Here is a 22,264-nt window from a genome sequence, read left to right as displayed (position 1 = left end):
GGGTCAATGCTCCAGCACATAGTGGCCCGGCGCTTCGGCGAGCGGCGCGTAGCCTTTGTCGGGCGCGCCGGTCGGCGGTGGCGCTCCGGGTTCGCCCGAGTGGTGGACGAGCCAATCGCCCCATTCGGTCCACCAGGAGCCTTGCTTATGCTCGGCCCGCTGCGTCCATTCGTCGGCATCATAGGAAAGGCCGTCGGCCTCGCGTGTCAGCACGCGATAATGCCGGCCCTTATGGCCCGGCTCCGACACGATGCCGGCATTATGCCCACCGCTCGTCAGAACGAAGGTGATCTCAGCGCCGGTGAGGAGATGGATCTTGTGGACCGAGCGCCAGGGCGCGACATGATCGCGCTCGGTGCCGACCACGAACAGCGGCTTGCGGATCGCTGAGAGCGTGATGGTCCTGCCGTCGACCTTGTACCGGCCCTCGGCGAGATCGTCGTCGAGGAACAGGCGCCGCAGATACTGGCTGTGCATGGCATAGGGCATGCGCGTGCCGTCGGCGTTCCAGGCCATCAGGTCGTTCATCGGTTCGCGCTCGCCCATGAGGTAGGTGCCCAGCACGTGCGACCAGACGAGATCGTTGGATTTGAGGATCTGGAAGGCGCCACCCATCTGGCTGCTGTCGAGATAGCCCCGGCTCCACATCATGTTCTCGAGCAGGTTGAGCTGCCCCTCGTCGATGAAGAGGCCGAGCTCGCCCGGCTCGCTGAACTCGGTCTGCGCCGCGAACAGCGTGACGCTGGCGAGCCGGTCGTCTCCGTCGCGCGCCATGACGGCTGCCGCGATCGAAAGCAGGGTTCCGCCAAGGCAATAGCCGACCGCATGAACCTGGGGGGCGCCGGTGATCGTGGTCACCGCGTCGAGCGCCGCCATCGGGCCCATCTTGCGATAGTCTTCCATGTCGAGGTCTCGGTCCTGGCTCCCGGGATTGTGCCAGGAGATCATGAAGACCGTGAAGCCCTGGCCCGTCAGCCAGCGCACCAGCGAGTTCTCCGGCGAGAGGTCGAGAACATAATATTTCATGATCCAGGCCGGCACGATCAGGATCGGCTCGGGCCGCACTTTATCGGTTGTCGGCTCATACTGGATGAGTTCGATCAGCCGGTTGCGGTAGACGACCTTGCCTTTGGCACTCGCCACATTCTCGCCGATCCTGAACGCCTCCGCGCCGGCGGGCGGCAAGCCGCGGAGCAGGCGCTGCATGTCCTCGAGTAGATGCTGGAAGCCGTCGATCAGGCATTTTCCCCCGGTTTCGACGATCCGCTGCTGGAGAACGGGGTTGGTGGCGACGAAGTTGGTGGGCGCCAGGACGTCGAGGATTTGCCGGGTGGCGAAGGCGACCATCTCCTCATGATGTCTCGCCGTGCCTGAAACCCCTGTCGTCGCCGCATGCCACCATTGCTGGTTGAGCAGGAAGGCCTGGCTGACGAGGTTGAACGGCGCCTGGCGCCAGGCCGGATCGGAAAAGCGACGGTCCTGGGGCAGAGGCTCGATCGCAAGCGGCGCATCATCGTCCCGGGCGCTTCGGACGGCATAGTCGAGAAGCCGCGCGCTTTTGCGCACGGCCTTGGCACCCAGCTGCAACTGACTGCCCGGCGACAAGGCAAGGTGCAGACCCCAGTCCGAAAAGGCCTGCAGGACCGTCGCGGGAGAAAGGCCCGCGGTTGCCTGCGCGATCGCAGCGGAAGCCGTTCGGTTCAGGGTTTCGGCGATGCCGTCGAGCGGATCGGGTGGAGAAGGGCTGGTCGTCGTGCTCATGATAATCTCTCTGGTTGGGCGGCGGCCTGGCAGGCGGGATTGCCGATGACACCGTTCGTGAAATGAGCCGTCCTGGAGAAGGCCCGTGCGCGGGCTGTCGGCGGGGTGATCGAGATGACGGCAAGTTGCGGCCTCATGGCTCGAAATCCTCGCCAAGATAGAAGCGCCGCACCTCCGGATTGTTGAGCACGGCGTATGGCTCTCCGGCGAACAGAACCTTGCCGCCATGGATGACATAGGCCCTGCCGACGAGCTCGAGCATCTCGTGGACATTATGGTCGGTGATGAGGACACCGACGCCGCGCTCCTTGAGTTCGTGGACCATCGTCTTGATGTCGGCGATCGAGAGAGGGTCAATGCCCGCGAAGGGCTCATCGAGCAGCATGACCCCGGGATCGGCCGCCATCGCGCGCGCGATCTCGCAGCGACGGCGTTCTCCGCCGGAAAGGGCAGGGGCGGGCGTGTCGCGGATATGGGAAATGTTGAATTCGGCGAGCAGCGCGTCCACCCGCTCGCTGATCGCGGCGCGGTCATGGAGGCGATGCTCGAGGACCGAACGGATATTCTCCTCGACGGTCATGCCCCGGAAAATCGAGGCCTCCTGCGGAAGATAGCCGAGGCCCCGCTGGCCATGGTCGCTCATCGTGAGCGAGGTCACATCCTCTCCGCCGAGCAGGATCCGGCCTCCGTCGAGGCGCGTCAGCCCCACGATCCCGTAGAAGCAGATCGTCTTGCCGGCGCCGTTCGGGCCCAGCAGGCCGACCACTTCGCCGGAGGCGACATCGAGCGAAACGCCGTCGAGCACCTTGCGCGCGCCGAAGGATTTTTCGATGCCGCGCACGCCAAGTGCCGGGATAACCGGGACAGTGGCCGCAGCGCTTTCCCCGGCGAGGGAGGGGCGGGGATCACGCCGGGAAACGCCGCCCTCTACGGACGTGCCGCGGCCCTCCTCGAGCATGCTCAGGTCCGAGAGCATGAGCAACGTACCGGATCCTTGCCGGTCACCGCCCGCGAGGCCGTCATCATTCCATCACCTCCACCGCGAGAGCGATGCCCTGGCCGCCGCCGATACACAGGGTGACAAGGCCGCGCTTCAAGCCGTCACGCTGCATCGCATGGAGCAGGCGGGTGGTGAGGACGGCGCCCGTCGCGCCGATCGGATGCCCGTGGGCGATCGCGCCGCCCTCGACGTTGACGATATCCTCGGCAAGGCCAAGTTCGCGTGTCACCGCGATGGCTATGGCGGCAAACGCCTCGTTGATCTCGACGCGGTCGAGGTCGGCGACAGACCAGCCTGCCCGGTCGAGCGACTGGCGGACGGCAGGGGCCGGCCCGAGTCCGAACATACCCGGCGCCACCGCGCCCACCCCGAAGGCGACCAAACGGCCGAGCGGTGTTACGCCGTTGCGATCCGCCCAATCCTCGCTGGCGACGATCATCGCGGAGGCGCCGGTGTTGAGCCCCGGCGCGTTGCCGGCGGTGATCGTGCCTTCCGGCCGAAAGGCAGGCTTCAGGCGTGCGAGGCTTTCCTTGCTCGTATCGGGCCGGTTCTGCTCGTCCGTGGCGAAGATCGTCGGCGCCTTGCGACCCGCAATCTCGACGGGCACGATCTCCGCCTCAAATTTGCCGGCCGCCTGGGCCGCGCTGAAACTCTGCTGGGACCGCACGGCCCATTCATCCTGCGCTTCGCGCGAGATCTGGAACCGCGTGACCAGGTCTTCCGTGACCCAACCCGAATGCTGGTCGCTAAAGGCGTCGTTGAGCCCGTCGTGGAGCATGGCGTCGACAAGCTTGCCGTCGCCCATCCGGTAGCCCCACCTGCCCTTTGCGATGAGATAGGGGGCCAGGTCCATATTCTCCATTCCGCCGGCCACGACGCCCTGGGCGAGCCCCAGCATGACCTCCTGCGCAGCCGACGCGATGGCCTGTGCGCCCGAGCCGCAAACCCGGTTGACTGTCATGGCCGGCACGCTGTCGGGGATGCCCGCGCCGATCGCAGCCTGGCGGGCAGGGTTCATCTTCGCGCCCGCCTGGACCACCTGGCCGAGGACGACGGAGTCGACCGCGTCACCTCCCACCCCGGCCCGGGCCAGCGTCTCCCGGACGGCGATCGCACCGAGCGCGGGCGCGGCCACATCCTTGAGGGTTCCGCCATAGGCACCGATGGCGGTGCGGACGGGAGCGCAGAGAACGACATTGCTGCTCATGGAAAAATCCTTTCCTGCTCGGGGCTGCAGCAGTCAGGCCATATATTTGCCGCCGTTGATCGAATGGGTGGCGCCGGTGATGAAGCCGGCCTCGTCCTCGACGAGATAGAGCACGCCCCGCGCGATCTCCTGTGGCGTACCGAGCCGCCCAACCGGAACAGCGGCGAGAATGCCCTTCATCGCCTCCTGCGGCACCGCCGCGACCATGCCGGTGTCCGTATAGCCCGGCGCGATCGCGTTGACCGTGATGTTGCGCGCCGCGCCTTCGAGCGCCAGCGCCTTGGTGAAGCCGATCACGCCAGCCTTGGCGGCGGCATAGTTGGTCTGGCCGAACTGGCCCGAGAGGCCGTTCACTGAGCTTATGTTGACGATCCGCCCGAAGCGCCGCTCGCGCATGCCCTCGATCACCGCGCGGCACATGTTGAAGCACCCGCCCAGGTCGACGTCGATGACGTTGCGCCATTGCTCCTCGGTCATCTTGTGGAGCGTGCCGTCGCGGGTGATGCCGGCGTTGTTGACGAGAATGTCGACCGGCCCGACCTCGGCGACTACCTTCGCGACGCCGGCCTGGCTCGCGGCGAAGTCGGCAACGTTCCAGCTGTAGACCGGAATACCGGTTTCCTCGTTGAAGCTCTTCGCTTCGTCGTCATTGCCAAAATAGTTGGCGACGACGACATAGCCCTTCTCCTTGAGAAGCTTCGCGGTCGCGGCACCGATGCCGCTGACACCGCCGGTAACAAGCGCGATTCTTGGCATGAACATCATCCTTGGATGTTGGGGAAGCTGCGCACTATTGCGCGAGTGAGCCGCTCGTAATTGATGAGGCGCGACGGGAAAGCGGGAGGCGGCGAGGACATGACCTCTCCGGGTTGCCGAAGACACCTCGCGGGACAATGCGCGATCATGCCTGATTGGTAATGCTGGCCGGCCCGAGCTGATCATCGGCGGATGAATGAATGAACGCCGAGCCAACTGCGTCGATGCAGGCACCTTCCCCCGCACATGGGGTGTCCTGCTTTTCATCGATGTCGGTTGCGAGTGCGCCAGACTTCTTGCCGAAATTTGCCCACACGAGGCGAGCGCCCGATGCTCCGGATTCGCAGGCGATGGCGTCGCGCGGATCCATGGCCACTCCGTCTTGATCGTGGCCCTGCCTTGAAAATCGGACATGCTCGTCTCCGGGCCTCAACAGCCCACGGCCCTGACGGGGAACCGGAAGGCAAAGCAGGGTCGCTCCAGGCCGCAGGCGACGCCGTGCGCCTCTCGTGCAAACTCCCCTGGCTCGCCCGTCCCTGGCAGCCACGTGCCTTGTTTATCTCGCCCCGCAGTCGGGAGCAGCACCAGGAACTACACTTAATCGTTTCGTATTGGGATCGTCAAACGCCTTTTCCGCAGGCGACGCCCCTTGCGGACCTTTCCAGCTTTGCAGGCCCGTCCAGAAGGGCGTGTTCGGTTGGCGTTGTAACCAACTCTATGCGGGAGGAATCCAGCGCTTCCCGGTGGCAGTCACAGCACTCCCACTGCTCGACGCTTGCTCGTCGAGACGCTCGGGGACCGACCAGTCCAGGAACGATCGAGCTGCGCATCCCGTCGAAAGCATCACCCCAGGCGCAGCGACCCGATGGTAGCGAACACCGGAACCCGGCGTTGCTTCACCGCCGTCAGTTTAAAGCATACACACAATCCTATTTCGCGCTACGTTATGCCCATCAAGTTTGTGAAGGATCAAGGATAAGCACGCTCTACAGCACGAAAGTGACCGCGGCCGGCGGTCGCGCGGGAACGGTGAAAAGCGACGACGGTCTGCTTGACCTCTCGCTGGCCTTGCCGGCTCCGCTGGGGGGCAAGGGCGATGCGACCAATCCCGAACAGCTCTTCGCGGCCGGCTATGCCGCCTGTTTCGAGAATGCCGTCATCCATGTGACCCGTTCGGCTTCGGACAAGGTGAAGGATGACGACATCGTCGTCGTTGCCAAAGTCGGAATGCAGCCTTACGGCGCCGGCGGCTTTGCCCTCACTGTCGCTCTCGACGTGATCATCACCGGCCTCGACCAGGCGACCGCCGAAGATGTGGTCGCGAAGGCGCATGCCGTCTGTCCCTATTCCAACGCGCTGAAGGACAACATCGATGTCGCCATCGCGGTTTCGGTCAACTGAAGGCACGGAGGTGGACCTGGCGGGCGGTGACGATCCGCTCGACCTCGACCGGCAAGTCTGCTTCCCGCTCTATGCCGCGTCGAACCTGCTCAACCGGCTCTACCGCCCGATACTGGCCGAGCTTGGGCTCACCTATCCGCAATATCTGGTGATGCTGGTCCTATGGAAGCGCACCCCGCAGACTGTCGGTTCGCTGAGTGAAATGCTCCATCTCGACAGCGGAACGCTGACGCCGCTCCTGAAACGCATGGAACTGGCCGGGCTGGTTCATGGGGCCCGTGAGCGAGCGACGAGAGGCGGGTGCTGATCGAGCTCACGCCCAAGGGGCGCGATCTTCGTGCGTCTGCCGAACAGGTGCCCGCGATGCTCTCCTCGTGGCTTGCCATCGGCGAGGAGGGTGTTGCCGAACTGCGAGATCGTGTTCGCGGGCTGGTTGACGTCTTCCGCCCGCGATTGTCCAATGCCGGGTAAGGGTTGGCAGCCTCTCGCAATGGGCGCGTATCGCTGGCGATCCAGCGATACGCCGACGCCCGGCGCGCAAGCGGGCCGTCCTGCGGAGACCCGTGCGGCCATCACGATCAGAATATGCTGCTCGCAGGATGCGGAGCGATCGTCGGCCAGCGCCAAGGCCGATCCGGTATCGAGCTGTTCACCGGCATGCGCATGCATGTCACCGGCTCAGGAATGGAATGGCCCTTGCGATCAGATCGAGCGTCCTCTCCAGGTAGGCGGTTTTCGCCTTCGAACTGTTCTCAAGGTCGCGGCGCACGAGGATACGCGTCCGGGGTGCGGTCACGAGCGCATCGAAGAGGAAAGCGGCGAGGAACTCGACATCCTCTATCGCTCCTTTCGTGTCCTCCGCTTCTTCGAGAACGCACTGGATGCCGGCCACCCCGGCCTGCGCCCCGATGGCGTGTTCCGGGCCGTCTCCGTTAAGCTCGCGGCTGACGATCCAGTTCACCAGCGGTTCGAGGCCGATGACCTCCGGATCCAAGGCGACGTCGAGCATCTTTCTCGAAACCTTCAACACGCGCTCGCGCGCATTTCCTCGTGGGATGTCGGCGACGATCTTTCTCAAGAGAGACTTGCTGCCATGCTCAACGGCCGCGACCAGCAAGCCGGCCTTGGAGGCATGGCGGGCATAGAGCGTGCGCTTCGACACGTTCGCGGCGGCGGCAATCCCGTCCATGCTGGCGCCTTCCACGCCGAGAGCTATGAATTGCTCGAGCGCGATCTCGAGGATGTGCTCGCCAAGCCTGGCGGCGATTTCCTGCGTCGGCCTGCCCCCTTTGGGGTCGCGAGGAGGCAGCTGCCGCCTGTTTTTCGATGAGTTCTGGTTCGCCACCACCCCATCTTTAACGCTTTTGCACGCTTTTAGAACAGTTAGCGCTTGATCGAAGCCCTGCGATCACGGTAACGACACCCCGAAGTATACATAAGTTCCGTGGGGAATGGCTCGGTCCCGTCCTGCGGTGGGTCTAGCACAGGGAAGGCAGCGCGATGCCCGGTCTTGCGATTGTAACCGGTGGAACCCGCGGTATCGGCGCGGCGATCGCCCGTTTGCTGAAGGCGGAGGGGTGGAGCGTTGCGGCCATCTATCACGGCAATGACGAGGCTGCTGAACGGTTCAGGCGGGACAGCGGGGTGTCTGTCTTCAGGTGGGATGTCGCCGATGAGGCGGCCTGTCGTGAAGGCGTGGCGACCGTGGAAGCCGAGCATGGCCCGGTCGGTGCTCTGGTCAATAATGCCGGGATCACCCGGGATGGCATGTTTCACCGGATGAGCTGGGCGAACTGGCGCGCGGTGCTCTCCACCAATTTGGATTCGATGTTCACCATGACCCGCGCGGTGATCGAGGGAATGCGCGCTCGACAGTCGGGCCGCATCATCAACATCTCCTCGATCAACGGCCAGAAGGGCCAGCGGGGGCAGGTCAATTATTCTGCCGCCAAGGCTGGTGTGATCGGCTTCACCAAGGCGCTGGCACTGGAGAATGCGTCATGCGGCATCACGGTCAACGCCATCTGTCCCGGCTATATCGACACTGACATGGTAGCGGCGGTCCCGGAAGATGTGCGCGCCGGGATCGTCGCCGAAATCCCGGTCGGCCGCCTGGGGCAACCGGAAGAGGTAGCCGACGCGGTCGCCTATCTGTCCTCCCCGCGGGCCGCTTTCTGCACGGGCGCGGTCCTCACCCTTAATGGAGGGCAATATATTGCGAATGGCTGACCATAAGACTGGAAGAATATTCTGGTTCATCGAGCCCCGATCGGCCTCACGTCCCCCTTCGGACAAGCTGTAAAGGAATTCGCCATGAGCTATCCGACCGACCAGTTCACGGCTCTTGCGCGGGCAAACGGCGAGTTCGCTTTGAAGCTTGCCGAAATCGTCCGCTCCAGCGGAGAGGATTATGTGGAAATCGGCAGAAAGGCCGCAGCGACGCTGTCCGAGCAGGTCCGGGAGTTGAAGCCGGGGTCGATCCCGCTCAAGCCGGAAGCGGCCGCGAGCTTCTTCGGCGATCTTGAGAGAAGCCGGGAAGAGGCGCTGGCCAAGGCCAAGACCGCCTTCGAGGAGTGGCAGGCAGTGGCGCGTGAGCTGGTTCCCGGCACGGCGCAACAGCAGGAGCTCGCCGAGGCGGTGCAGGGCTGGTTCCGGCCGCTATTCAAGGCGGCCGCGCGCGAGCCGGGTTCCGATGTGCGTCCGCCAGCAACGCCGGCGGAGAAGCCTTGAGCGTCGTTCCCATCGGCCCGCTTGACCCTGATCGCGGCACGAGCCTCGCCGATGAGGACGAAGGGCCGAGCGCGATGCGGGACTCTCGTGCTCACCGACAAAGACCCAACGGTGGCAAGCGCCTGATGTCGGGCCGATGCATCGTGGTGCCGGCCCTGTTCCTGGCCGGCGCCTGCTCCTTTGCGCCGCCGCATGTTCGCCCCGCGCAGCCCGTTCCGGCACGCTATCCCGACGCGGTGAATGCCGCGCCGTCGATAGCGCGTATCGGCTGGCACGATTTCTTCCGCGAGGATCATCTCCGGGCGCTGATCGCTGCCGCGCTCGAGAACAACCGCGACATCCGGATCGCGACGGCGCGTGTCGCCGAAGCCCGCGCCGCCTGGCGGATCGAGGGGGCCGCCCTCTATCCCGAGCTCAATGCCGTTGGCACGGGAACGCGCGGCCGTTCCATCATCAATCTGCCCGGGCTCGGGACCCAGAGCTACGACATAAAGCAGGTGACCGCGCAGCTGAGCGCCGGCTGGGAGATCGACTTCTGGGGACGCCTGCGTAACCTCAGGGATGCGGCGCGCAGCCAGTATCTCGCGACCGAGGAAGCGCGCCGCGCCGTCGCCACCGATCTCGTCACCCAGGTCGCCAACGGTTACCTGCTCGAGCGCGAATATGAAGAGCGCGTGGCGATCGCCCGGCGCACGATCGCGACCCGCGAGGAGGCGCTGCGGATCATGCGCCGCCGCTACGAGGTGGGCTCCGGCTCGAAGCTCGAGATGACGCAGGCCCAGACCCTGCTCGCCCAGGCGCAGACCGTGCTGCAGGGGCTGGACCAGGATCGCGAGATCAACCGGAACGCGCTGGCGCTGCTGGTGGGGGAACCGGTGGAGATCGCGCCGGGACCGCTGGGCCTCGCCCAGGGAGCGCCGGACATCGCGCTGCCGCCGGGCCTGCCATCGGAACTGCTCACCAATCGCCCCGACATCGTCGCAGCCGAATATCGCCTGCGGGCCGCCAGTGCGAATATCGGCGCGGCGCGGGCGGCGTTCTTCCCGAACATCTCGCTGACCGGCGCTTTCGGCACGGCCAGCGCCGATCTCGACGGACTGTTCGGCGACGGCAGCCGGTCATGGAGCTTTTCCCCCACGATCACCCAGCCCCTGTTCAACGCCGGGCGGCTCTCCGCCAATCTCGACGTTGCGAAAGCGCGGCAGGTCGAGGCCGTGGCTGACTACGAGAAGACGATCCAGGGCGCGTTCAGGGATGTTTCCGATGCCCTCGTCCGGCGGCGACAGCTCGCGCTCCAGATCAAGACGACCCGAACCGTTCTCGACGCGCTGCGCGAGCGCGCCCGGCTTGCCCAATTGCGCTTCGACAACGGCCGGTCCGCCTATCTGGAGGTGCTGGATGCACAACGTGACCTGTTCGACACCGAGCAGACGCTGGTGCAGCTGCGCCGTGCGCATCTTGCCAGCGCGATCGCCCTTTATGCCGCCCTGGGGGGCGGCTTTGTGAACCAGCCGGCTCCCGACGCGGTCCCGCCCGCCACCCCGGCAGCAGGAGAACAGGAACGATGACGGCGCCCCAGAAGACATGGCTCATCCGGGGCGGCATCGCGGCGGCGGTTGTCGCCCTCATCCTGGTGCTGTGGCAACTTCTCAAGCCTGCCGAGCTTCCCGAGGGCATCGTCGGCGGCAATGGCCGGATCGAGGCGGTTGAGATGGATGTGTCCGCCAAGTCGCCGGGGCGTATCCGCGACATCGTGGTCGACGAGGGCGCGTTCGTGAAGGCCGGCCAGGTGGTCGCCCATATGGATACCGATGTCCTGAGTGCCCAGAAGGCGGAGGCGGAGGCGCAGTTCGCGCAGGCGCAGAACGCCGTGCAGGTCGCCCAGAGCCAGGTCGCTCAGCGGCAGAGCGAGCGCGCGGCAGCGCTTGCGGCCGTTCGCCAGCGCCAGGCGGAGCTGAATGCGGCGCGCAAGCGTCTGACCCGCTCCGAGACGCTGGCGCGCGAAGGCGCCACCGCCGTCCAGGAGCGCGACGACGACGAGGCGCAGGTGGAAGGCGCGACCGCGGCGGTGGAAGCGGCAAGGGCGCAGCTGGCGGCGGTCGATGCCGCCATCGGTACGGCGCGGAGCCAGGTAATCGGCGCCCGATCCAATGTCGACGCGGCGCGGGCGACCATCGCGCGGATCGAGGCCGACATACGCGACAGCGACCTCCGCGCGCCAGCCGGGGGCCGTGTCCAGTATCGCGTAGCGCAGCCGGGCGAGGTGGTGGCTGGGGGCGGCCGCGTCCTCAATCTCGTCAACCTCGGCGACGTCTACATGACCTTCTTCCTGCCCGAGACCGTTGCGGGCAGGGTGGCGCTGGGGAGCGAGGTCCGGATCGTGCTCGATGCGGCGCCCGATCATGTGATCCCGGCGAAGGTGTCGTTCGTCGCCGATGTCGCCCAGTTCACGCCCAAGACGGTCGAGACGGAGAGCGAGCGCCAGAAGCTGATGTTCCGGGTGAAGGCACGCATCGACCGTGCGCTTCTCGAACGCAACATCACCCAGGTGAAGACGGGGCTGCCGGGCATGGCCTATGTGCGGATCGATCCCCGGACGGAGTGGCCCCGGAAGCTCGCCGTCAACGTCTCGCAATGACGAAAGCTTCGGCGCCTCCGCCCGCGGCGCGTCTGTCGGGCGTCAGCCTCCGTTATGGGAAGACGCTGGCGCTCGATGGCATCGACCTCGAGATCCCGGCGGGCCGGATGGTCGCGCTGATTGGCCCGGACGGGGTCGGCAAATCGAGCCTGTTCTCGCTGCTCGCCGGGGCGAGGGCGGTGCAGCAAGGGCGCGTCGAGGTGCTCGACGGCGACATGGCGCACCGCGAGCATCGCGAGGCGATCTGTCCGCGCATCGCCTATATGCCGCAAGGTCTCGGCAAGAACCTCTATCCCACCCTTTCGATCGACGAGAACCTCGAGTTCTTCGGCCGGCTCTTCGGGCAGGATGCCGCCGAGCGCGAGCGGCGTATTGCCGAGCTGACCGAGAGCACCGGTCTCGCACCCTTCCGCAAGCGCCCGGCCGGCAAGCTGTCGGGGGGCATGAAGCAGAAGCTCGGCCTGTGCTGCGCCCTCATCCACGATCCGGACTTCCTGCTGCTGGATGAACCCACCACGGGCGTCGACCCCTTGTCGCGCGCGCAGTTCTGGGACCTGATCGACCGCATCCGCGAGGACCGACCGCACATGAGCGTGCTGGTGGCGTCCGCCTATATGGAGGAAGCGAGCCGCTTCGACTGGCTGGTGGCGATGGATGCGGGCAAGGTGCTCGCCACCGGAACCACCGTCGAATTCTACGAGCGCACCGGAACGCAGACGCTGGAAGAGGCTTTCATCGCGCTCCTGCCCGAGGAGCGCCGGCGCGGGCACAAGCCGGTCGCAATCCCACCGCGCGATGCGGGCGCGGAAGACATCGCCATCGAGGCGAAAGGCCTGACGATGCGGTTCGGCGACTTCACTGCCGTCGACCATGTCGACTTCCGTATCGAACGCGGCGAGATCTTCGGCTTCCTCGGCTCAAACGGCTGCGGCAAGTCGACGACGATGAAGATGCTGACCGGGCTCCTCAAGGCGAGCGAAGGGCAGGCCTGGCTGTTCGGGCGCGAGGTCGAGAATGACGACATGGCGACCCGGCGGCGGGTGGGATACATGTCCCAGGCCTTCTCGCTCTATTCCGAGCTCACCGTCCGCCAGAATCTGGAACTCCACGCCCAGCTCTTCCATGTCCCGCCCCTGGAGATTCCGGCGCGCATCGAGGAGATGACCGGGCGCTTCGGCCTGACCGATATCATGGATGCGCTGCCCGACGCCTTGCCGCTCGGCCAGCGCCAGCGGCTCAGCCTTGCGGTCGCGATGATCCACAAGCCGGAGATGCTGATCCTCGACGAGCCGACCTCGGGCGTCGACCCGATCGCGCGCGACCAGTTCTGGCAAATGATGATCGACCTGTCGCGCAACGACCGGGTGACGATCTTCATCTCCACCCATTTCATGAACGAGGCCGCCCGATGCGATCGTATCTCGCTGATGCACGCCGGCAAGGTGCTGGTCAGCGACACGCCGGACGCGATCGTCGAGAAGCGCGGCGGCACGAGCCTCGAAGATGCCTTCATTGCCTATCTGGAGGAAGCGGCGGAAGGGGAGGGAGAGACAAGGGAAGGTCATGATGACGGGAAAGGCGATGCGGCAGTATCCCCGGTATCCGGCGAGGACGTCGTGCCACCCTCCAAGGCCGGCCGCTCCCGCCGGTTCAGCCGCAGGCGGATGATGAGCTATGCCAGGCGCGAGGCGCTGGAGCTCCGGCGCGATCCGATCCGCGCCACCCTGGCGCTGCTCGGCAGCGTCATCCTGATGTTCATCATGGGCTACGGCATCAGCATGGATGTCGAGAACCTTCCGTTCGCCGTGCTCGACCGCGACGCCACGACCACGAGCGAGAGCTATGCGCTCAATCTTTCCGGGTCGCGCTATTTCGTGGAGCGGCCGCAGATCACCGACTATGCCCAGCTCGACAGGCGGATGCGCTCGGGCGAGCTGAGCGTCGCGATCGAGATACCGCCGAACTTCGCCCGTGACCTGAGGCGCGGCATACCCGTCCAGATCGGCGTCTGGATGGACGGCGCGATGCCCCAGCGCGCGGAAACCGTGCAGGGCTATATCCAGGCCATGCACGCCCAGTGGCTGGGCGAGGTGGCGGCAGGGGAGCAGGGCGCTCGCCCGGCGACGGGCCTCGTCAACATCGAGGTCCGCTATCGCTACAACCCGGACGTCAGGAGCCTCGTTGCCATCGCGCCCGCCGTAATTCCCGTGCTGCTGCTTCTGCTACCGGCGATGCTGACGGCGCTGAGCGTCGTTCGCGAGAAGGAACTGGGCTCGATCATCAACTTCTACGTGACCCCGATCGGCCGGGTCGAGTTCCTGCTCGGCAAGCAGCTTCCCTATGTGGCCCTTGCCATGGCGAACTTCGTGTTGCTGGTGCTTCTGGCGGTGACGATCTTCGGCGTTCCGATCACCGGTAATATCCTCGTGATGACCCTGGGCGCCTTGCTCTACACATTCTCGGCGACCGGGTTCGGCCTGCTCTTCTCGATCTTCATGCGCAGCCAGATCGCGGCCATGTTCGCGACTGCGATCGGCACCATCCTGCCCGCTGTCCAGTTCTCGGGCCTGATCAATCCCGTATCCTCGCTCGAGGGAGCAGGCGCTGCGGTCGGCGCGATCTTTCCGACCACGCACTTCGTCACGATCTGCCGCGGCGTCTTCTCCAAAGGATTGGGCTTTGGCGATCTGACCCGGGAGCTGGTGGCGCTTGCGATAGCCTTTCCCGTGATCCTCGGCATCTGCGTCCTGTTCCTCAAGAAGCAGGAGGGCTGAGCCATGGACCATGTCTCGAACACTTACCGGCTCGGCATAAAGGAACTGCGCAGCCTGTGGCGTGATCCGATGATGCTGTTCCTTATCCTCTACGCCTTCTCGCTCGGCATCTATGTGTCGGCAACGGGCATGCCGGAGACGCTCCACAAGGCGCCCGTGGCGATCATCGACGAGGATCAGTCGCCGCTCTCCAGCCGCGTCATCGGCGCCTTCTACCCGCCGCACTTCACGCCGCCGTGGCTGGTTGGCCTGGATGAGGCCGACAAGGGCATGGACGCGGGCCGCTACACCTTCGCGCTCGACATTCCGCCCGACTTCCAGCGGGACGTGCTCGCCGGGCGCCAGCCTGCGGTCCAGCTCAACATCGACGCCACGCGCATGAGCCAGGCCTTCACCGGCGGCGGCTATATCCAGCAGATCGTCCAGGGCGAAGTTTCAGAGTTCATGAAGGGAACCCGCGCGAGCGAGCCGCTCCCTGTCGACCTTGCCCTGCGCGCTCGCTTCAATCCGACACTGGCGCAAAGCTGGTTCGGGGCGGTGATGGAGATCATCAACAACGTGACGATGCTTTCGATCGTGCTGACCGGTGCGGCGCTAATCCGCGAGCGCGAGCATGGCACGATCGAGCATCTGCTGGTGATGCCCGTCACGCCCTTCGAGATCATGGCGAGCAAGGTCTGGGCGATGGGCCTGGTCGTGCTCCTTGCCTGTGCCTTCGCCCTGACGGTGGTCGTCCGGGGTCTCCTGCACGTGCCGATCGAAGGCTCGGTGATGCTGTTCCTCCTCGGCGCCGGCCTGCATCTGTTCGCGACGACGTCGATCGGCATCTTCATGGGGACGATCGCCCGTTCGATGCCCCAGTTCGGCCTGTTGCTGATGCTCGTCCTGCTGCCGCTGCAGATGCTCTCCGGCGGCATGACCCCGCGCGAAAGCATGCCGGAGTTCGTCCAGACCATCATGCTCGCGGCACCCACCACCCATTTTGTGAAAATGGCGCAGGCGATCCTCTACCGTGGGGCCGGCCTGGATGTGGTCTGGCCGCAATTCCTCGCGATCACTGTCATCGGCGCGCTGTTCTTCGCTGTCGCCCTTTCGCGGTTCCGGAAAACGATCGGGGCGATGGCATGAGCAGGCAACACGGGCCGGATATGAAGCAGGCCAAGGCGCCCCCGAGCGCGCTCTTCGTATCGGCACCCTTCGATAGGAGGGACATCCTCCGACGCGCGCTTGAGCCGGCCGTTCTCCTCCTCGAGCACCTTGAGCTTGCGTGCCTGCGACACGTCCATGCCGCGATACTTCGCCTTCCACGCGTACAGCGTCGCGCTGCTAATGCCGTGCTTGCGGCACACGTCGGCAGTCTTCATCCCGCCCTCCTGCTCACGCAGCACCGCGATGATCTGCTCCTCGCTAAACCTGGTCTTCTTCACGTCCGTCTCCTCACGTGACCTGAGCCCGTGAACTTGGTCCGATTTTGGTGAGAAATTCCCGGTTAGGTTTGGCAGGTGCCGGACGAGGGGTTTCGCCGATGAAGAAGTCGAGGTTCAGCGAGCAGCAGATCGCGTTCATCCTCAAGCAGGCCGAGGACGGGACGACGGTTGAGGAAGTTTGCCGGAAGGCCGGCATATCGATCCAGACCTACTACCGATGGCGCAGCAAATATGGCGGGCTGATGCCGTCGGAGATGAAGCGGCTGAAGGTGCTTGAGGAGGAGAATGTCCGGGATCACGGGTAGCGCCTGGCCGTACAGCCCCGCAATAAAGTTGGCGGTCACCGCGTCGAGCCCAGCGCTCTGCTGGAGCAGGCCCGAAATGGTCGGTATCGGGGTCGGCACACCGGTCTCGCTGGTTGTCGCGATCCGGTTCTTGCGATCGTAATAGAATGCTCCGACCAGGCCGGACATCCGCTCGCTCTCGAAATTGAGGCGCAGTTCCTGGGTGGAGGTCTTGAAGCGATTGCGCTGGAGATAGACGCCGCCGTCAGCCGCAGTCAGATCATTGTCGTGGCGGTTATATTCCTTGACGTCGTTGTAGGAGCTGATCGCGGTCAGCGTGAGCCCGCTGCCGATGTCATAGCGCAGATCGAGCGTGGCGATGACGTCGCTGTCGTTCGGCAGGTCGGAAGAGTTGCGGCGATGGTCGAAGAAGTCCGGCACGCTCGTGTCGGTGTAGCTGAACGAATAGCCGCCATAACGCTTGAAATGGGTGAAACCCGCGCGCGCCTCAAACCCGGGAAGCGCACCAGGGGTCCACAGTAACTTGCCGCGGATGTTGGTAGAATCGAGCGGGTTCTCGGGCCGGCGGCGGGGTGGGGTTGTAGGTGAATCCGTCGGCATCGCGCTTTTCGGCCGCGACGCGGAACGCGAGTTCACCGGGCACGATCGGTTCGCCCGCCGCGACGGCGAACTGGGTCTCGTCGCCACTGCTCGCCATCGCGCGCGCGTAGGTCCCACGTCATGCTGGGCTCGGCGGTCTGAACGATGATCGCGCCGGCAAGCGCGTTAAGCGCCTGCAGGGTGGACTGCGGCCCGCGCAGGATCTCGACCTGCGCGACATCCCGCATGTCGGTCGGTGCGGACTGGGTGATGTTGGCCGGCAGCGCCGCGCCGTCGACGAAGATCGTCGCCAGCGCGGCCCCTTCGCCGCCGCCGCTGACGCCGCGATTTGCCGTGCCGCGGATCGTGAAGCCTCGACGCCATAGGTCTCGGTGACGTTAGCGGTGCGAAGCAGAACGTCCTGGATCGAGATCAGATTCTCCTGCTCGATCCGCTTCGGCGTGGTCACGGCGCGCTGGTGACGGTGTCCTGAAGGGATCGGGCCGCTTTCTCGCCGGTGACGACGATGTCCTCAACTTCATCCGCGGCTTGCGCCGATGCCGCACCGCTCATTGCGAGCGCGATCAGACTGCCGGCAATCATCAACCCCGCACGTACCATTCTTACCCGTAGAAAGCCGAGCGAGCTACCTATCAGGCTAATGCGGGCTAATATCAACACGATCGCTTGCCCCTCGCGGGAGGATCGCGCCAGCGAACTCAGCCGTGAGCTCGAGGCGGAGCGGTACGTTCGATGTCGAATAGGCTGGCGGCATCTACGGGAAGGCAGGTCATCCAGATGCGCCGCGATGGCGCGGTGCCGCCGCGTCCGAACATGACGAAGCGGCCGGCGAAATCAGCGCTGGCTACATTTCAGATCGATCGCCTCCAGTGTCAGTTTCGAAGGGCGCTGACTTCTCGTGCGACTTCCTCATCGACGCAGCGCTGCCTCGCGTTCCGCGACTCTCTTGGCGGGGAAGGCACAACGTATACATCGCCGTAACCCGGCACGTTGGCCACACGTGCAACCGGGCGGCGGTCGTCGGACGGCATGGGCTAAACGTAGATTGTGCACCGCCGGGCACAGCGACGATGCGAGATGCGGGCGCGGCGTGGCTCTGGTCGAATGGCTGCGCAGTGACGGGTAGGGGTGCACCCGACCCAAACATCGCGATCGCCGTCGCCAGTGATCCTGCTCGCGCCAGGTCGGAATGTGTCCCTCCTGAGCGTTAGCATCAAGTGTTGGCAACATCCCACGCGCGCAACTATTCAAATCACGAGCGCCATTCCTATCTGCGCCCGTGATGGTCGCCGGCGCGGAAGTGCCTCGTCAGGGCTCCCGTGTCGGCCTCCGCTGTTGCTGGGAGAGATGATATGACCGCAATGTCTGCTGCCTCCCCCTTTATGGGGAGTACCTATGCCCGCGGTTCCGCGCTGCTCAGGCGGAACTGGGGTTGGATTGTGTTCCGTGGTGCCCTGGCCCTGTTGCTGGGCGTAGTCACTATCCTGTTTCCGCTGAATGCTCTGTTCGCTTTCACCCTCGTGTTTGCCGCTTATGCCGGCGCAGACGGCATCCTGTCGCTGATCGCGGGTGTACGGGGGGCGACGAAGAAGGAGGATCGCTGGTGGGCGATGGTCCTGCGCGGCGTCATCGGCATCGCGGCCGCGGTGGCCGTTGCGCTCATGCCTGAGGTCGCAACCCTAAGCTATGCGCTCGTAACGCTCGGCGTACTGATCGCCTGGGCGTTCCTCACCGGTGCCCTTGAGATCGCGGCCGCTATCCGGCTTCGCAAGGAGATCAAGGGCGAATGGCTGCTTGGAATCTCGGGCGCGCTGTCGATCCTGCTGGGCGTTTGGGTGTGGACCATGCTGTGGCTCTACCCGATCGCCAGCATCCTCTCGGTGGCGTGGGTGATCGCGGCCTGGGCGTTCTTTGCCGGCTTCACGCTGATCAGCCTCGGCATCCGCCTGAAGCGACTTCAGGCTGTTGAGAATGGTCTTGAAAGCCGTTCTGACGAAACCAAATAATCTCCTGCCGGGTGCCGAAAGGACCCGGCATGGAGAGTGCGTCCGCTCTCTCGGACGCTCTTCATACACTCGTTGCTCAAAGGAGGACTTGTTTATGAGGACCAACTATGACTTCACGCCGTTCCGGCGTTCGACTGTTGGCTTCGACCGGCTGTTCGACCTGCTCGAGAACGGTCTGACTTCGCAGGTTGCCGACAACTATCCGCCGTTCGACCTCGTGAGCGAAGGCGAGGACCGCTACCGCATCAACATGGCGGTGGCCGGCTTCCGCCCCGACGAGATCGAAGTGACCGCTCAGCAGAATCTGCTCGTGGTCTCTGGCCGCAAGCAGGAAAGCGAGGAAAGCCGCTACATCCACCGCGGCATCGCCGCGCGTGACTTCGAGCGCCGCTTCGGCCTGGCGGATTATGTTCAGGTGAAGAATGCGGAGTTCAAGGATGGCATGCTCTCGATCGAGCTGGTGCGCGAGATCCCCGAGGCGATGAAGCCGCGGAAGATCAGCATCGGCGCGGCTGGTGAAAATGCCCGCCGGATCGAGGACTCGTCCGCGAACAATAACGAGAAGGCCAACGACGGCGCCAAGCAGCGCGAAGCTGCCTGATGCCGAACCGGGCTCGCCGCGCCTTCCGGGGCGGCGAGCCCTCTTCGCCAGCAACCAAGGAGACGAATCATGTCGATGCGTGATTTGATTCCGTGGCGCCGGCAGGAGAACCCGGCGCCCGCGCTCTTCCGCGACGAAGAGCGCAGCCCCTATGTTCAGCTCCGCCGAGAGATGGATCGCCTGTTCGAGGACTTTTTCCGGGCACCGCTTGTGGGCGGCATCGGCCTCTCCAGCAATGTGCAGAGCTGGCCGTATCTGGAGGTTAAGGAGACCGATGATCAGGTGATCGTCACCGCCGAGCTTCCCGGCCTGACCGAGAAGGATGTGGACGTCACCGTGGACGATGGCGTGCTGACGCTCCGGGGCGAGAAGAAGTCCGAGCACCAGGACAAGGATCGCGGCTGGTCCGAACGCTACTATGGCCGTTTCGAACGCTCGATCGTGCTGCCCGATGGCGCCGACGAAGAGAACTGCCAGGGCGTGCTACGCGATGGCGTGCTGACGGTGCGGATGCCCAAGTCGCAGCGGACGACGCGCGGTCGCAGGATACCGCTCGGCGACGGCGCGACGCAGCACTGATCGATACCGCGCGCCGGCGCCGCCGGTGTGCGGCCGTCGAAACACACGCTCCCTGCGCCGGCTGGTGGAGGACGAAGCAGAGGGAACAGTCATGGTTCGATCCCACCGGCAATCCAGGGGCATCTGGGCAGCATGGGCTTTGGTGCTCACGTTCGTTGGCGCATCCCTTGGCGGCGCGGCCGTCGAGATGCTGACGAGCACCGCCCCGGCTGAAGCGACCGGGCAACGGGCGATATCGAGCGATGCCGTTCCCCTCAACCGGTTGACGCTGGCGCCGCTGGTGGAGCGGGTCGCGCCTGCGGTGGTCAACATCGCCGTGCTGCAGAGTTCGCCCTATGCGCAGAACCCTCTGCTCCGGGATCCCTATTACCGCTTCTTTCTTGGTGTTCCTGACGAAGCCCTCGCGCCGCGCATATCGGCCGGATCGGGGTTCGTGGTCGACGCCGAACGCGGGCTGGTGGTGACCAACCAGCATGTCGTCTCGCATGCGCGCGCAATCGCTGTCGGCATCGGCGATCGACAGGTCGAGGCGGAACTGCTCGGGAGCGATCCGCTGACAGATATTGCCGTTCTAAGGATCCCAGGGCGAGGGCTGAAGGCTCTGCCGCTGGGCGAGTCAGCCAAGGCCCATGTCGGCGACTATGTCGTGGCGATCGGCAACCCCTTCGAGGTGGGCCAGACCGTCACTGCCGGCATCATCAGCGCGGTACGGGCGCCGTCCGCAGGAGGTCCGCCCTATGTTCAGACCGATGCCCCGATCAATCCAGGGAACTCGGGTGGGCCGCTGATCAACATGCGCGGCGAGGTCATCGGCATCAACAGCGCGATCATCGGCCCCAGCGGCGGAAATGTCGGCATCGGGCTCGCTGTGCCTTCCGACGTTGCGCGGAGAGTTGTCGAACGGATCGCGGGCACGAGGCTGGCTGCTGCCGCCGATGGCTGACTTCCCGCTCTCCTCTTCCCCGCTCCAAAATCCATCGTCAGCGAAGCCACGCCGCTCCGACGCTATTTTAGCAAGGCCGCGGCCACGTCGCCGTACCGACGCGGGTGAACTCCATCGGAAGAAGCGAAGCGACGGAGGTCGACGGCCTCATCTCGAAAGCGGGCAGCGACAGCGCTGACGGTATAGGCCTGCGGGCGGGAATAGGGCAGCAGCCAGATCACACGGTTAAAGCAGAACTGCGCACGTATCTCAGCGAGGCGGGCGGCAAGAGCCGGTCCAGCCTTGTCATTGGAACCCATCGAGAAGATGCACGTATCGTAGCGTTTTCCCGGTCTTCGCCAGGAGAGGATCTGGGCGGCCGTGGCCCGCTCTGCGGCCTGAATGTCACAATGGCGCTCATAGCGGGCATTGATCGCCCGCGCGGTGCCGACGCCCGTGCTGTCCCCAAGGATCAGGCACTCGAACATTAAAGCTTCCCTCGGCCTTCGGTCGGCGGAAGGCCTGACCAGCGAGCCAAGCCGTCTAACCCGGTTGCGCAGGTCGCTGGATCCGGTTGCGGTCCATCGCCAAGTGATCGATGTTGGCCCGACCGCCGCGGGTCGGGCCAACGCGTCAGTAGCAGCGCCACACGCGGAGATGCGGTGCTTCCCAGCGCCACCCGCAATGCCGGTACCACCGGCCGTGCCAGCGGTACCAACCATGACGAGGGCCTGGTTCGGCTATCCACACTGGGCCGCGCCATCCTGGCGCCCAGCGGTGGTGGCCGGTCCAATGATGCCAGCCCGGCCCCCACGCCGGCGGCGGCGCCCAGACCTGAGCCGCTGCGGGGGTAAGGGACGTGCCGAGGAGCGCCAGCAGACCGACGATTGCCGACGTCAGCACCTTCATCACGCGCGAGGGCCACCGACGCGCCTCCGATCGAGGGGGTGGCGTCTGGCTCTCCAGATGGCGGAGCGAGTTGTAGTGGGAGCTATCGGCAGCACCGCGCCGGCGCCCACGGATCAGATCGCGAATAATCGTCCTCATATCCAAATCCTCTGCATGAGCAATTCGGGCATGAGATGCGCCGGAGAGAGAGCCGGCGCCCTCTAGTCCCAGCCGAACCCGCTATGGCGTTCGGCGTTAGTCGAGCTAGTATTCCTCGGCGCCCCGTCAAGGGTCTAGGGCCAGGCTTTGGCGACCAATAACGGCTGTAGGAACCGGAACGAGGGCAGACACTTACCTGGATGGCGGTGCGAGAAGGTACGGTCAGAATGGCGCAGCTAACGCGACTCGAATTGGCGAACTGGGCAGCTCTCTACGCGGCGACGGCGCTGTGCTGTGCGATCGCCCTCGCGTTGTCGATTGTCGGCGCTGGAGTGCACGTCTGCCGCGAACGCGCCTGGGAAGAAGTTCGGAGCGTTCGACAAGCAATTCTCTTCGTGCCCAAGCTCTGGTGGCTGTGGCAACGGCTCTACTTTCGCTCGACGCCGGTTATCATCGCCATTGTGGGGGGGTTCGCGATGACGCTTCGCTGGAGCTGAGGGGCACGGGGCT

22 protein-coding genes and 3 pseudogenes are annotated in these 22,264 nt (G+C 65.1%); 14 read left to right on the top strand and 11 right to left on the bottom strand.

All coding sequences use genetic code 11. From position 1 onward, the window contains the following. Positions 1-3: 3 nt before the first annotated feature. From ET21_RS0122335 to ET21_RS0122315, 5 genes are all read right to left on the bottom strand, one after another. Positions 4-1,761 carry an alpha/beta hydrolase gene (locus tag ET21_RS0122335; RefSeq protein WP_030541440.1) on the bottom strand — a complete coding sequence of 586 codons (1,758 nt, stop codon included), beginning with the start codon at positions 1,759-1,761 and terminating at the stop codon, positions 4-6. A 133-nt stretch (positions 1,762-1,894) separates the two neighbouring features. Continuing rightward, on the bottom strand, positions 1,895-2,719 hold the full coding sequence (lptB, locus tag ET21_RS0122330) for an LPS export ABC transporter ATP-binding protein (RefSeq protein ID WP_081856841.1): 825 nt from the start codon (positions 2,717-2,719) through the stop codon (positions 1,895-1,897). A gap of 64 nt (positions 2,720-2,783) precedes the next feature. Beyond that, on the bottom strand, positions 2,784-3,968 hold the full coding sequence (locus ET21_RS0122325; protein WP_030541438.1) for an acetyl-CoA C-acetyltransferase: 1,185 nt from the start codon (positions 3,966-3,968) through the stop codon (positions 2,784-2,786). A 33-nt stretch (positions 3,969-4,001) separates the two neighbouring features. After that, the gene (gene phbB / locus ET21_RS0122320; RefSeq protein WP_030541437.1) at positions 4,002-4,724 is read right to left on the bottom strand and encodes an acetoacetyl-CoA reductase; all 723 of its coding nucleotides are present in this window, start codon (positions 4,722-4,724) and stop codon (positions 4,002-4,004) included. Between the two features lie 145 nt (positions 4,725-4,869). Next, on the bottom strand, positions 4,870-5,094 hold the full coding sequence (locus ET21_RS0122315; RefSeq protein ID WP_030541436.1) for a hypothetical protein: 225 nt from the start codon (positions 5,092-5,094) through the stop codon (positions 4,870-4,872). A 605-nt stretch (positions 5,095-5,699) separates the two neighbouring features. Here ET21_RS0122315 and ET21_RS0122310 point away from each other — a divergent pair. Further along, on the top strand, positions 5,700-6,125 hold the full coding sequence (locus ET21_RS0122310; protein ID WP_030541435.1) for an organic hydroperoxide resistance protein: 426 nt from the start codon (positions 5,700-5,702) through the stop codon (positions 6,123-6,125). Next, positions 6,097-6,596 (top strand): annotated as a pseudogene (locus ET21_RS28950) (MarR family winged helix-turn-helix transcriptional regulator). Before ET21_RS0122310 ends, ET21_RS28950 begins: the two are co-directional and overlap by 29 nt. Positions 6,597-6,795: 199 nt before the next feature. Here the strand turns inward: ET21_RS28950 and ET21_RS0122300 are convergent. Then, a complete protein-coding gene (locus ET21_RS0122300) occupies positions 6,796-7,470 on the bottom strand; it encodes a TetR/AcrR family transcriptional regulator (protein ID WP_030541434.1) in 675 nt (224 codons plus the stop codon). A gap of 155 nt (positions 7,471-7,625) precedes the next feature. Between ET21_RS0122300 and phbB (ET21_RS0122295) the strand changes: the two genes are divergently transcribed. From phbB (ET21_RS0122295) to ET21_RS0122270, 6 genes are all read left to right on the top strand, one after another. After that, positions 7,626-8,354 (top strand): acetoacetyl-CoA reductase, encoded by a 729-nt coding sequence (gene phbB / locus ET21_RS0122295; protein WP_030541433.1) that lies wholly within the window; start codon positions 7,626-7,628, stop codon positions 8,352-8,354. Between the two features lie 84 nt (positions 8,355-8,438). Next, positions 8,439-8,855, top strand: a complete 417-nt coding sequence (locus ET21_RS0122290) for a hypothetical protein (RefSeq protein ID WP_030541432.1) — start codon at positions 8,439-8,441, stop codon at positions 8,853-8,855. A gap of 125 nt (positions 8,856-8,980) precedes the next feature. Continuing rightward, entirely contained in the window at positions 8,981-10,423 is a 1,443-nt protein-coding gene (locus ET21_RS0122285; RefSeq protein WP_051768305.1) for an efflux transporter outer membrane subunit, read from the top strand. Next, positions 10,420-11,493, top strand: coding sequence for an HlyD family secretion protein (locus tag ET21_RS0122280; protein ID WP_030541430.1), 1,074 nt, complete (start codon positions 10,420-10,422; stop codon positions 11,491-11,493). Before ET21_RS0122285 ends, ET21_RS0122280 begins: the two co-directional genes overlap by 4 nt. Continuing rightward, positions 11,490-14,267 carry a ribosome-associated ATPase/putative transporter RbbA gene (rbbA, locus tag ET21_RS0122275; protein ID WP_030541429.1) on the top strand — a complete coding sequence of 926 codons (2,778 nt, stop codon included), beginning with the start codon at positions 11,490-11,492 and terminating at the stop codon, positions 14,265-14,267. The genes ET21_RS0122280 and rbbA overlap by 4 nt, the downstream gene beginning before the upstream one ends. Positions 14,268-14,270: 3 nt before the next feature. Continuing rightward, positions 14,271-15,395 (top strand): ABC transporter permease, encoded by a 1,125-nt coding sequence (locus tag ET21_RS0122270; RefSeq protein WP_030541428.1) that lies wholly within the window; start codon positions 14,271-14,273, stop codon positions 15,393-15,395. 95 nt (positions 15,396-15,490) lie between these two features. On the opposite strand, the pseudogene ET21_RS27340 reads toward ET21_RS0122270, so the two are convergent. After that, positions 15,491-15,694: pseudogene (locus ET21_RS27340) on the bottom strand (transposase); the annotation flags it as partial. A gap of 98 nt (positions 15,695-15,792) precedes the next feature. On the opposite strand from ET21_RS27340, the pseudogene ET21_RS27335 reads away from it, so the two are divergent. Continuing rightward, positions 15,793-15,987: pseudogene (locus ET21_RS27335) on the top strand (transposase); the annotation flags it as partial. A gap of 499 nt (positions 15,988-16,486) precedes the next feature. On the opposite strand, the gene ET21_RS28650 reads toward ET21_RS27335, so the two are convergent. The 3 genes from ET21_RS28650 to ET21_RS27925 all read right to left on the bottom strand — a co-directional run bounded on the left by ET21_RS28650 (position 16,487) and on the right by ET21_RS27925 (position 17,184). Further along, positions 16,487-16,696 (bottom strand): hypothetical protein, encoded by a 210-nt coding sequence (locus ET21_RS28650; protein WP_237751645.1) that lies wholly within the window; start codon positions 16,694-16,696, stop codon positions 16,487-16,489. Beyond that, positions 16,632-16,892 (bottom strand): TonB-dependent receptor plug domain-containing protein, encoded by a 261-nt coding sequence (locus ET21_RS28645; RefSeq protein WP_237751648.1) that lies wholly within the window; start codon positions 16,890-16,892, stop codon positions 16,632-16,634. The genes ET21_RS28650 and ET21_RS28645 overlap by 65 nt, the downstream gene beginning before the upstream one ends. Positions 16,893-17,043: 151 nt before the next feature. Beyond that, on the bottom strand, positions 17,044-17,184 hold the full coding sequence (locus ET21_RS27925) for a hypothetical protein (protein WP_156029330.1): 141 nt from the start codon (positions 17,182-17,184) through the stop codon (positions 17,044-17,046). Positions 17,185-17,951: 767 nt separating this feature from the next. Between ET21_RS27925 and ET21_RS0122255 the strand changes: the two genes are divergently transcribed. From ET21_RS0122255 to ET21_RS0122240, 4 genes are all read left to right on the top strand, one after another. Further along, positions 17,952-18,605: an HdeD family acid-resistance protein gene (locus ET21_RS0122255; protein WP_237751644.1), complete on the top strand. Its 654-nt coding sequence runs from the start codon at positions 17,952-17,954 to the stop codon at positions 18,603-18,605. A 94-nt stretch (positions 18,606-18,699) separates the two neighbouring features. Beyond that, on the top strand, positions 18,700-19,206 hold the full coding sequence (locus ET21_RS0122250; protein ID WP_030541425.1) for an Hsp20 family protein: 507 nt from the start codon (positions 18,700-18,702) through the stop codon (positions 19,204-19,206). A gap of 69 nt (positions 19,207-19,275) precedes the next feature. Next, entirely contained in the window at positions 19,276-19,785 is a 510-nt protein-coding gene (locus tag ET21_RS0122245) for an Hsp20/alpha crystallin family protein (RefSeq protein ID WP_030541424.1), read from the top strand. A gap of 142 nt (positions 19,786-19,927) precedes the next feature. Continuing rightward, complete coding sequence (locus tag ET21_RS0122240) at positions 19,928-20,728, top strand: trypsin-like peptidase domain-containing protein (RefSeq protein ID WP_030541423.1); 801 nt, start codon at positions 19,928-19,930, stop codon at positions 20,726-20,728. A 62-nt stretch (positions 20,729-20,790) separates the two neighbouring features. Here ET21_RS0122240 and ET21_RS0122235 read toward each other — a convergent pair whose 3' ends face one another. Beyond that, complete coding sequence (locus tag ET21_RS0122235) at positions 20,791-21,195, bottom strand: hypothetical protein (RefSeq protein ID WP_030541422.1); 405 nt, start codon at positions 21,193-21,195, stop codon at positions 20,791-20,793. Between the two features lie 786 nt (positions 21,196-21,981). Between ET21_RS0122235 and ET21_RS0122230 the strand changes: the two genes are divergently transcribed. Next, positions 21,982-22,251, top strand: coding sequence for a hypothetical protein (locus tag ET21_RS0122230; protein WP_030541421.1), 270 nt, complete (start codon positions 21,982-21,984; stop codon positions 22,249-22,251). The last annotated feature ends 13 nt before the right edge of the window (positions 22,252-22,264 follow it).

Source organism: Sphingobium sp. DC-2 (assembly GCF_000722555.1).
Lineage (GTDB): Bacteria > Pseudomonadota > Alphaproteobacteria > Sphingomonadales > Sphingomonadaceae > Sphingobium > Sphingobium quisquiliarum.
The sequence above is the reverse complement of the archived record's forward strand: the minus strand, read 5'-3'. Positions and strand labels throughout refer to the sequence as shown.

Coding starts and splice junctions, on each gene's coding strand:
- ET21_RS0122250 (WP_030541425.1), top strand. CDS start 18,700: ATGAGGACCAACTATGACTTCACGCCGTTCCGGCGTTCGACTGTTGGC.
- lptB (WP_081856841.1), bottom strand. CDS start 2,719: ATGCTCGAGGAGGGCCGCGGCACGTCCGTAGAGGGCGGCGTTTCCCGG.
- rbbA (WP_030541429.1), top strand. CDS start 11,490: ATGACGAAAGCTTCGGCGCCTCCGCCCGCGGCGCGTCTGTCGGGCGTC.
- ET21_RS0122290 (WP_030541432.1), top strand. CDS start 8,439: ATGAGCTATCCGACCGACCAGTTCACGGCTCTTGCGCGGGCAAACGGC.
- ET21_RS0122335 (WP_030541440.1), bottom strand. CDS start 1,761: ATGAGCACGACGACCAGCCCTTCTCCACCCGATCCGCTCGACGGCATC.
- ET21_RS0122315 (WP_030541436.1), bottom strand. CDS start 5,094: ATGGATCCGCGCGACGCCATCGCCTGCGAATCCGGAGCATCGGGCGCT.
- ET21_RS0122285 (WP_051768305.1), top strand. CDS start 8,981: ATGTCGGGCCGATGCATCGTGGTGCCGGCCCTGTTCCTGGCCGGCGCC.
- ET21_RS0122270 (WP_030541428.1), top strand. CDS start 14,271: ATGGACCATGTCTCGAACACTTACCGGCTCGGCATAAAGGAACTGCGC.
- ET21_RS0122255 (WP_237751644.1), top strand. CDS start 17,952: ATGACCGCAATGTCTGCTGCCTCCCCCTTTATGGGGAGTACCTATGCC.
- ET21_RS0122245 (WP_030541424.1), top strand. CDS start 19,276: ATGTCGATGCGTGATTTGATTCCGTGGCGCCGGCAGGAGAACCCGGCG.
- phbB (WP_030541433.1), top strand. CDS start 7,626: ATGCCCGGTCTTGCGATTGTAACCGGTGGAACCCGCGGTATCGGCGCG.
- ET21_RS0122325 (WP_030541438.1), bottom strand. CDS start 3,968: ATGAGCAGCAATGTCGTTCTCTGCGCTCCCGTCCGCACCGCCATCGGT.
- ET21_RS0122280 (WP_030541430.1), top strand. CDS start 10,420: ATGACGGCGCCCCAGAAGACATGGCTCATCCGGGGCGGCATCGCGGCG.
- ET21_RS28650 (WP_237751645.1), bottom strand. CDS start 16,696: ATGGCGAGCAGTGGCGACGAGACCCAGTTCGCCGTCGCGGCGGGCGAA.
- phbB (WP_030541437.1), bottom strand. CDS start 4,724: ATGCCAAGAATCGCGCTTGTTACCGGCGGTGTCAGCGGCATCGGTGCC.
- ET21_RS0122230 (WP_030541421.1), top strand. CDS start 21,982: ATGGCGCAGCTAACGCGACTCGAATTGGCGAACTGGGCAGCTCTCTAC.
- ET21_RS0122235 (WP_030541422.1), bottom strand. CDS start 21,195: ATGTTCGAGTGCCTGATCCTTGGGGACAGCACGGGCGTCGGCACCGCG.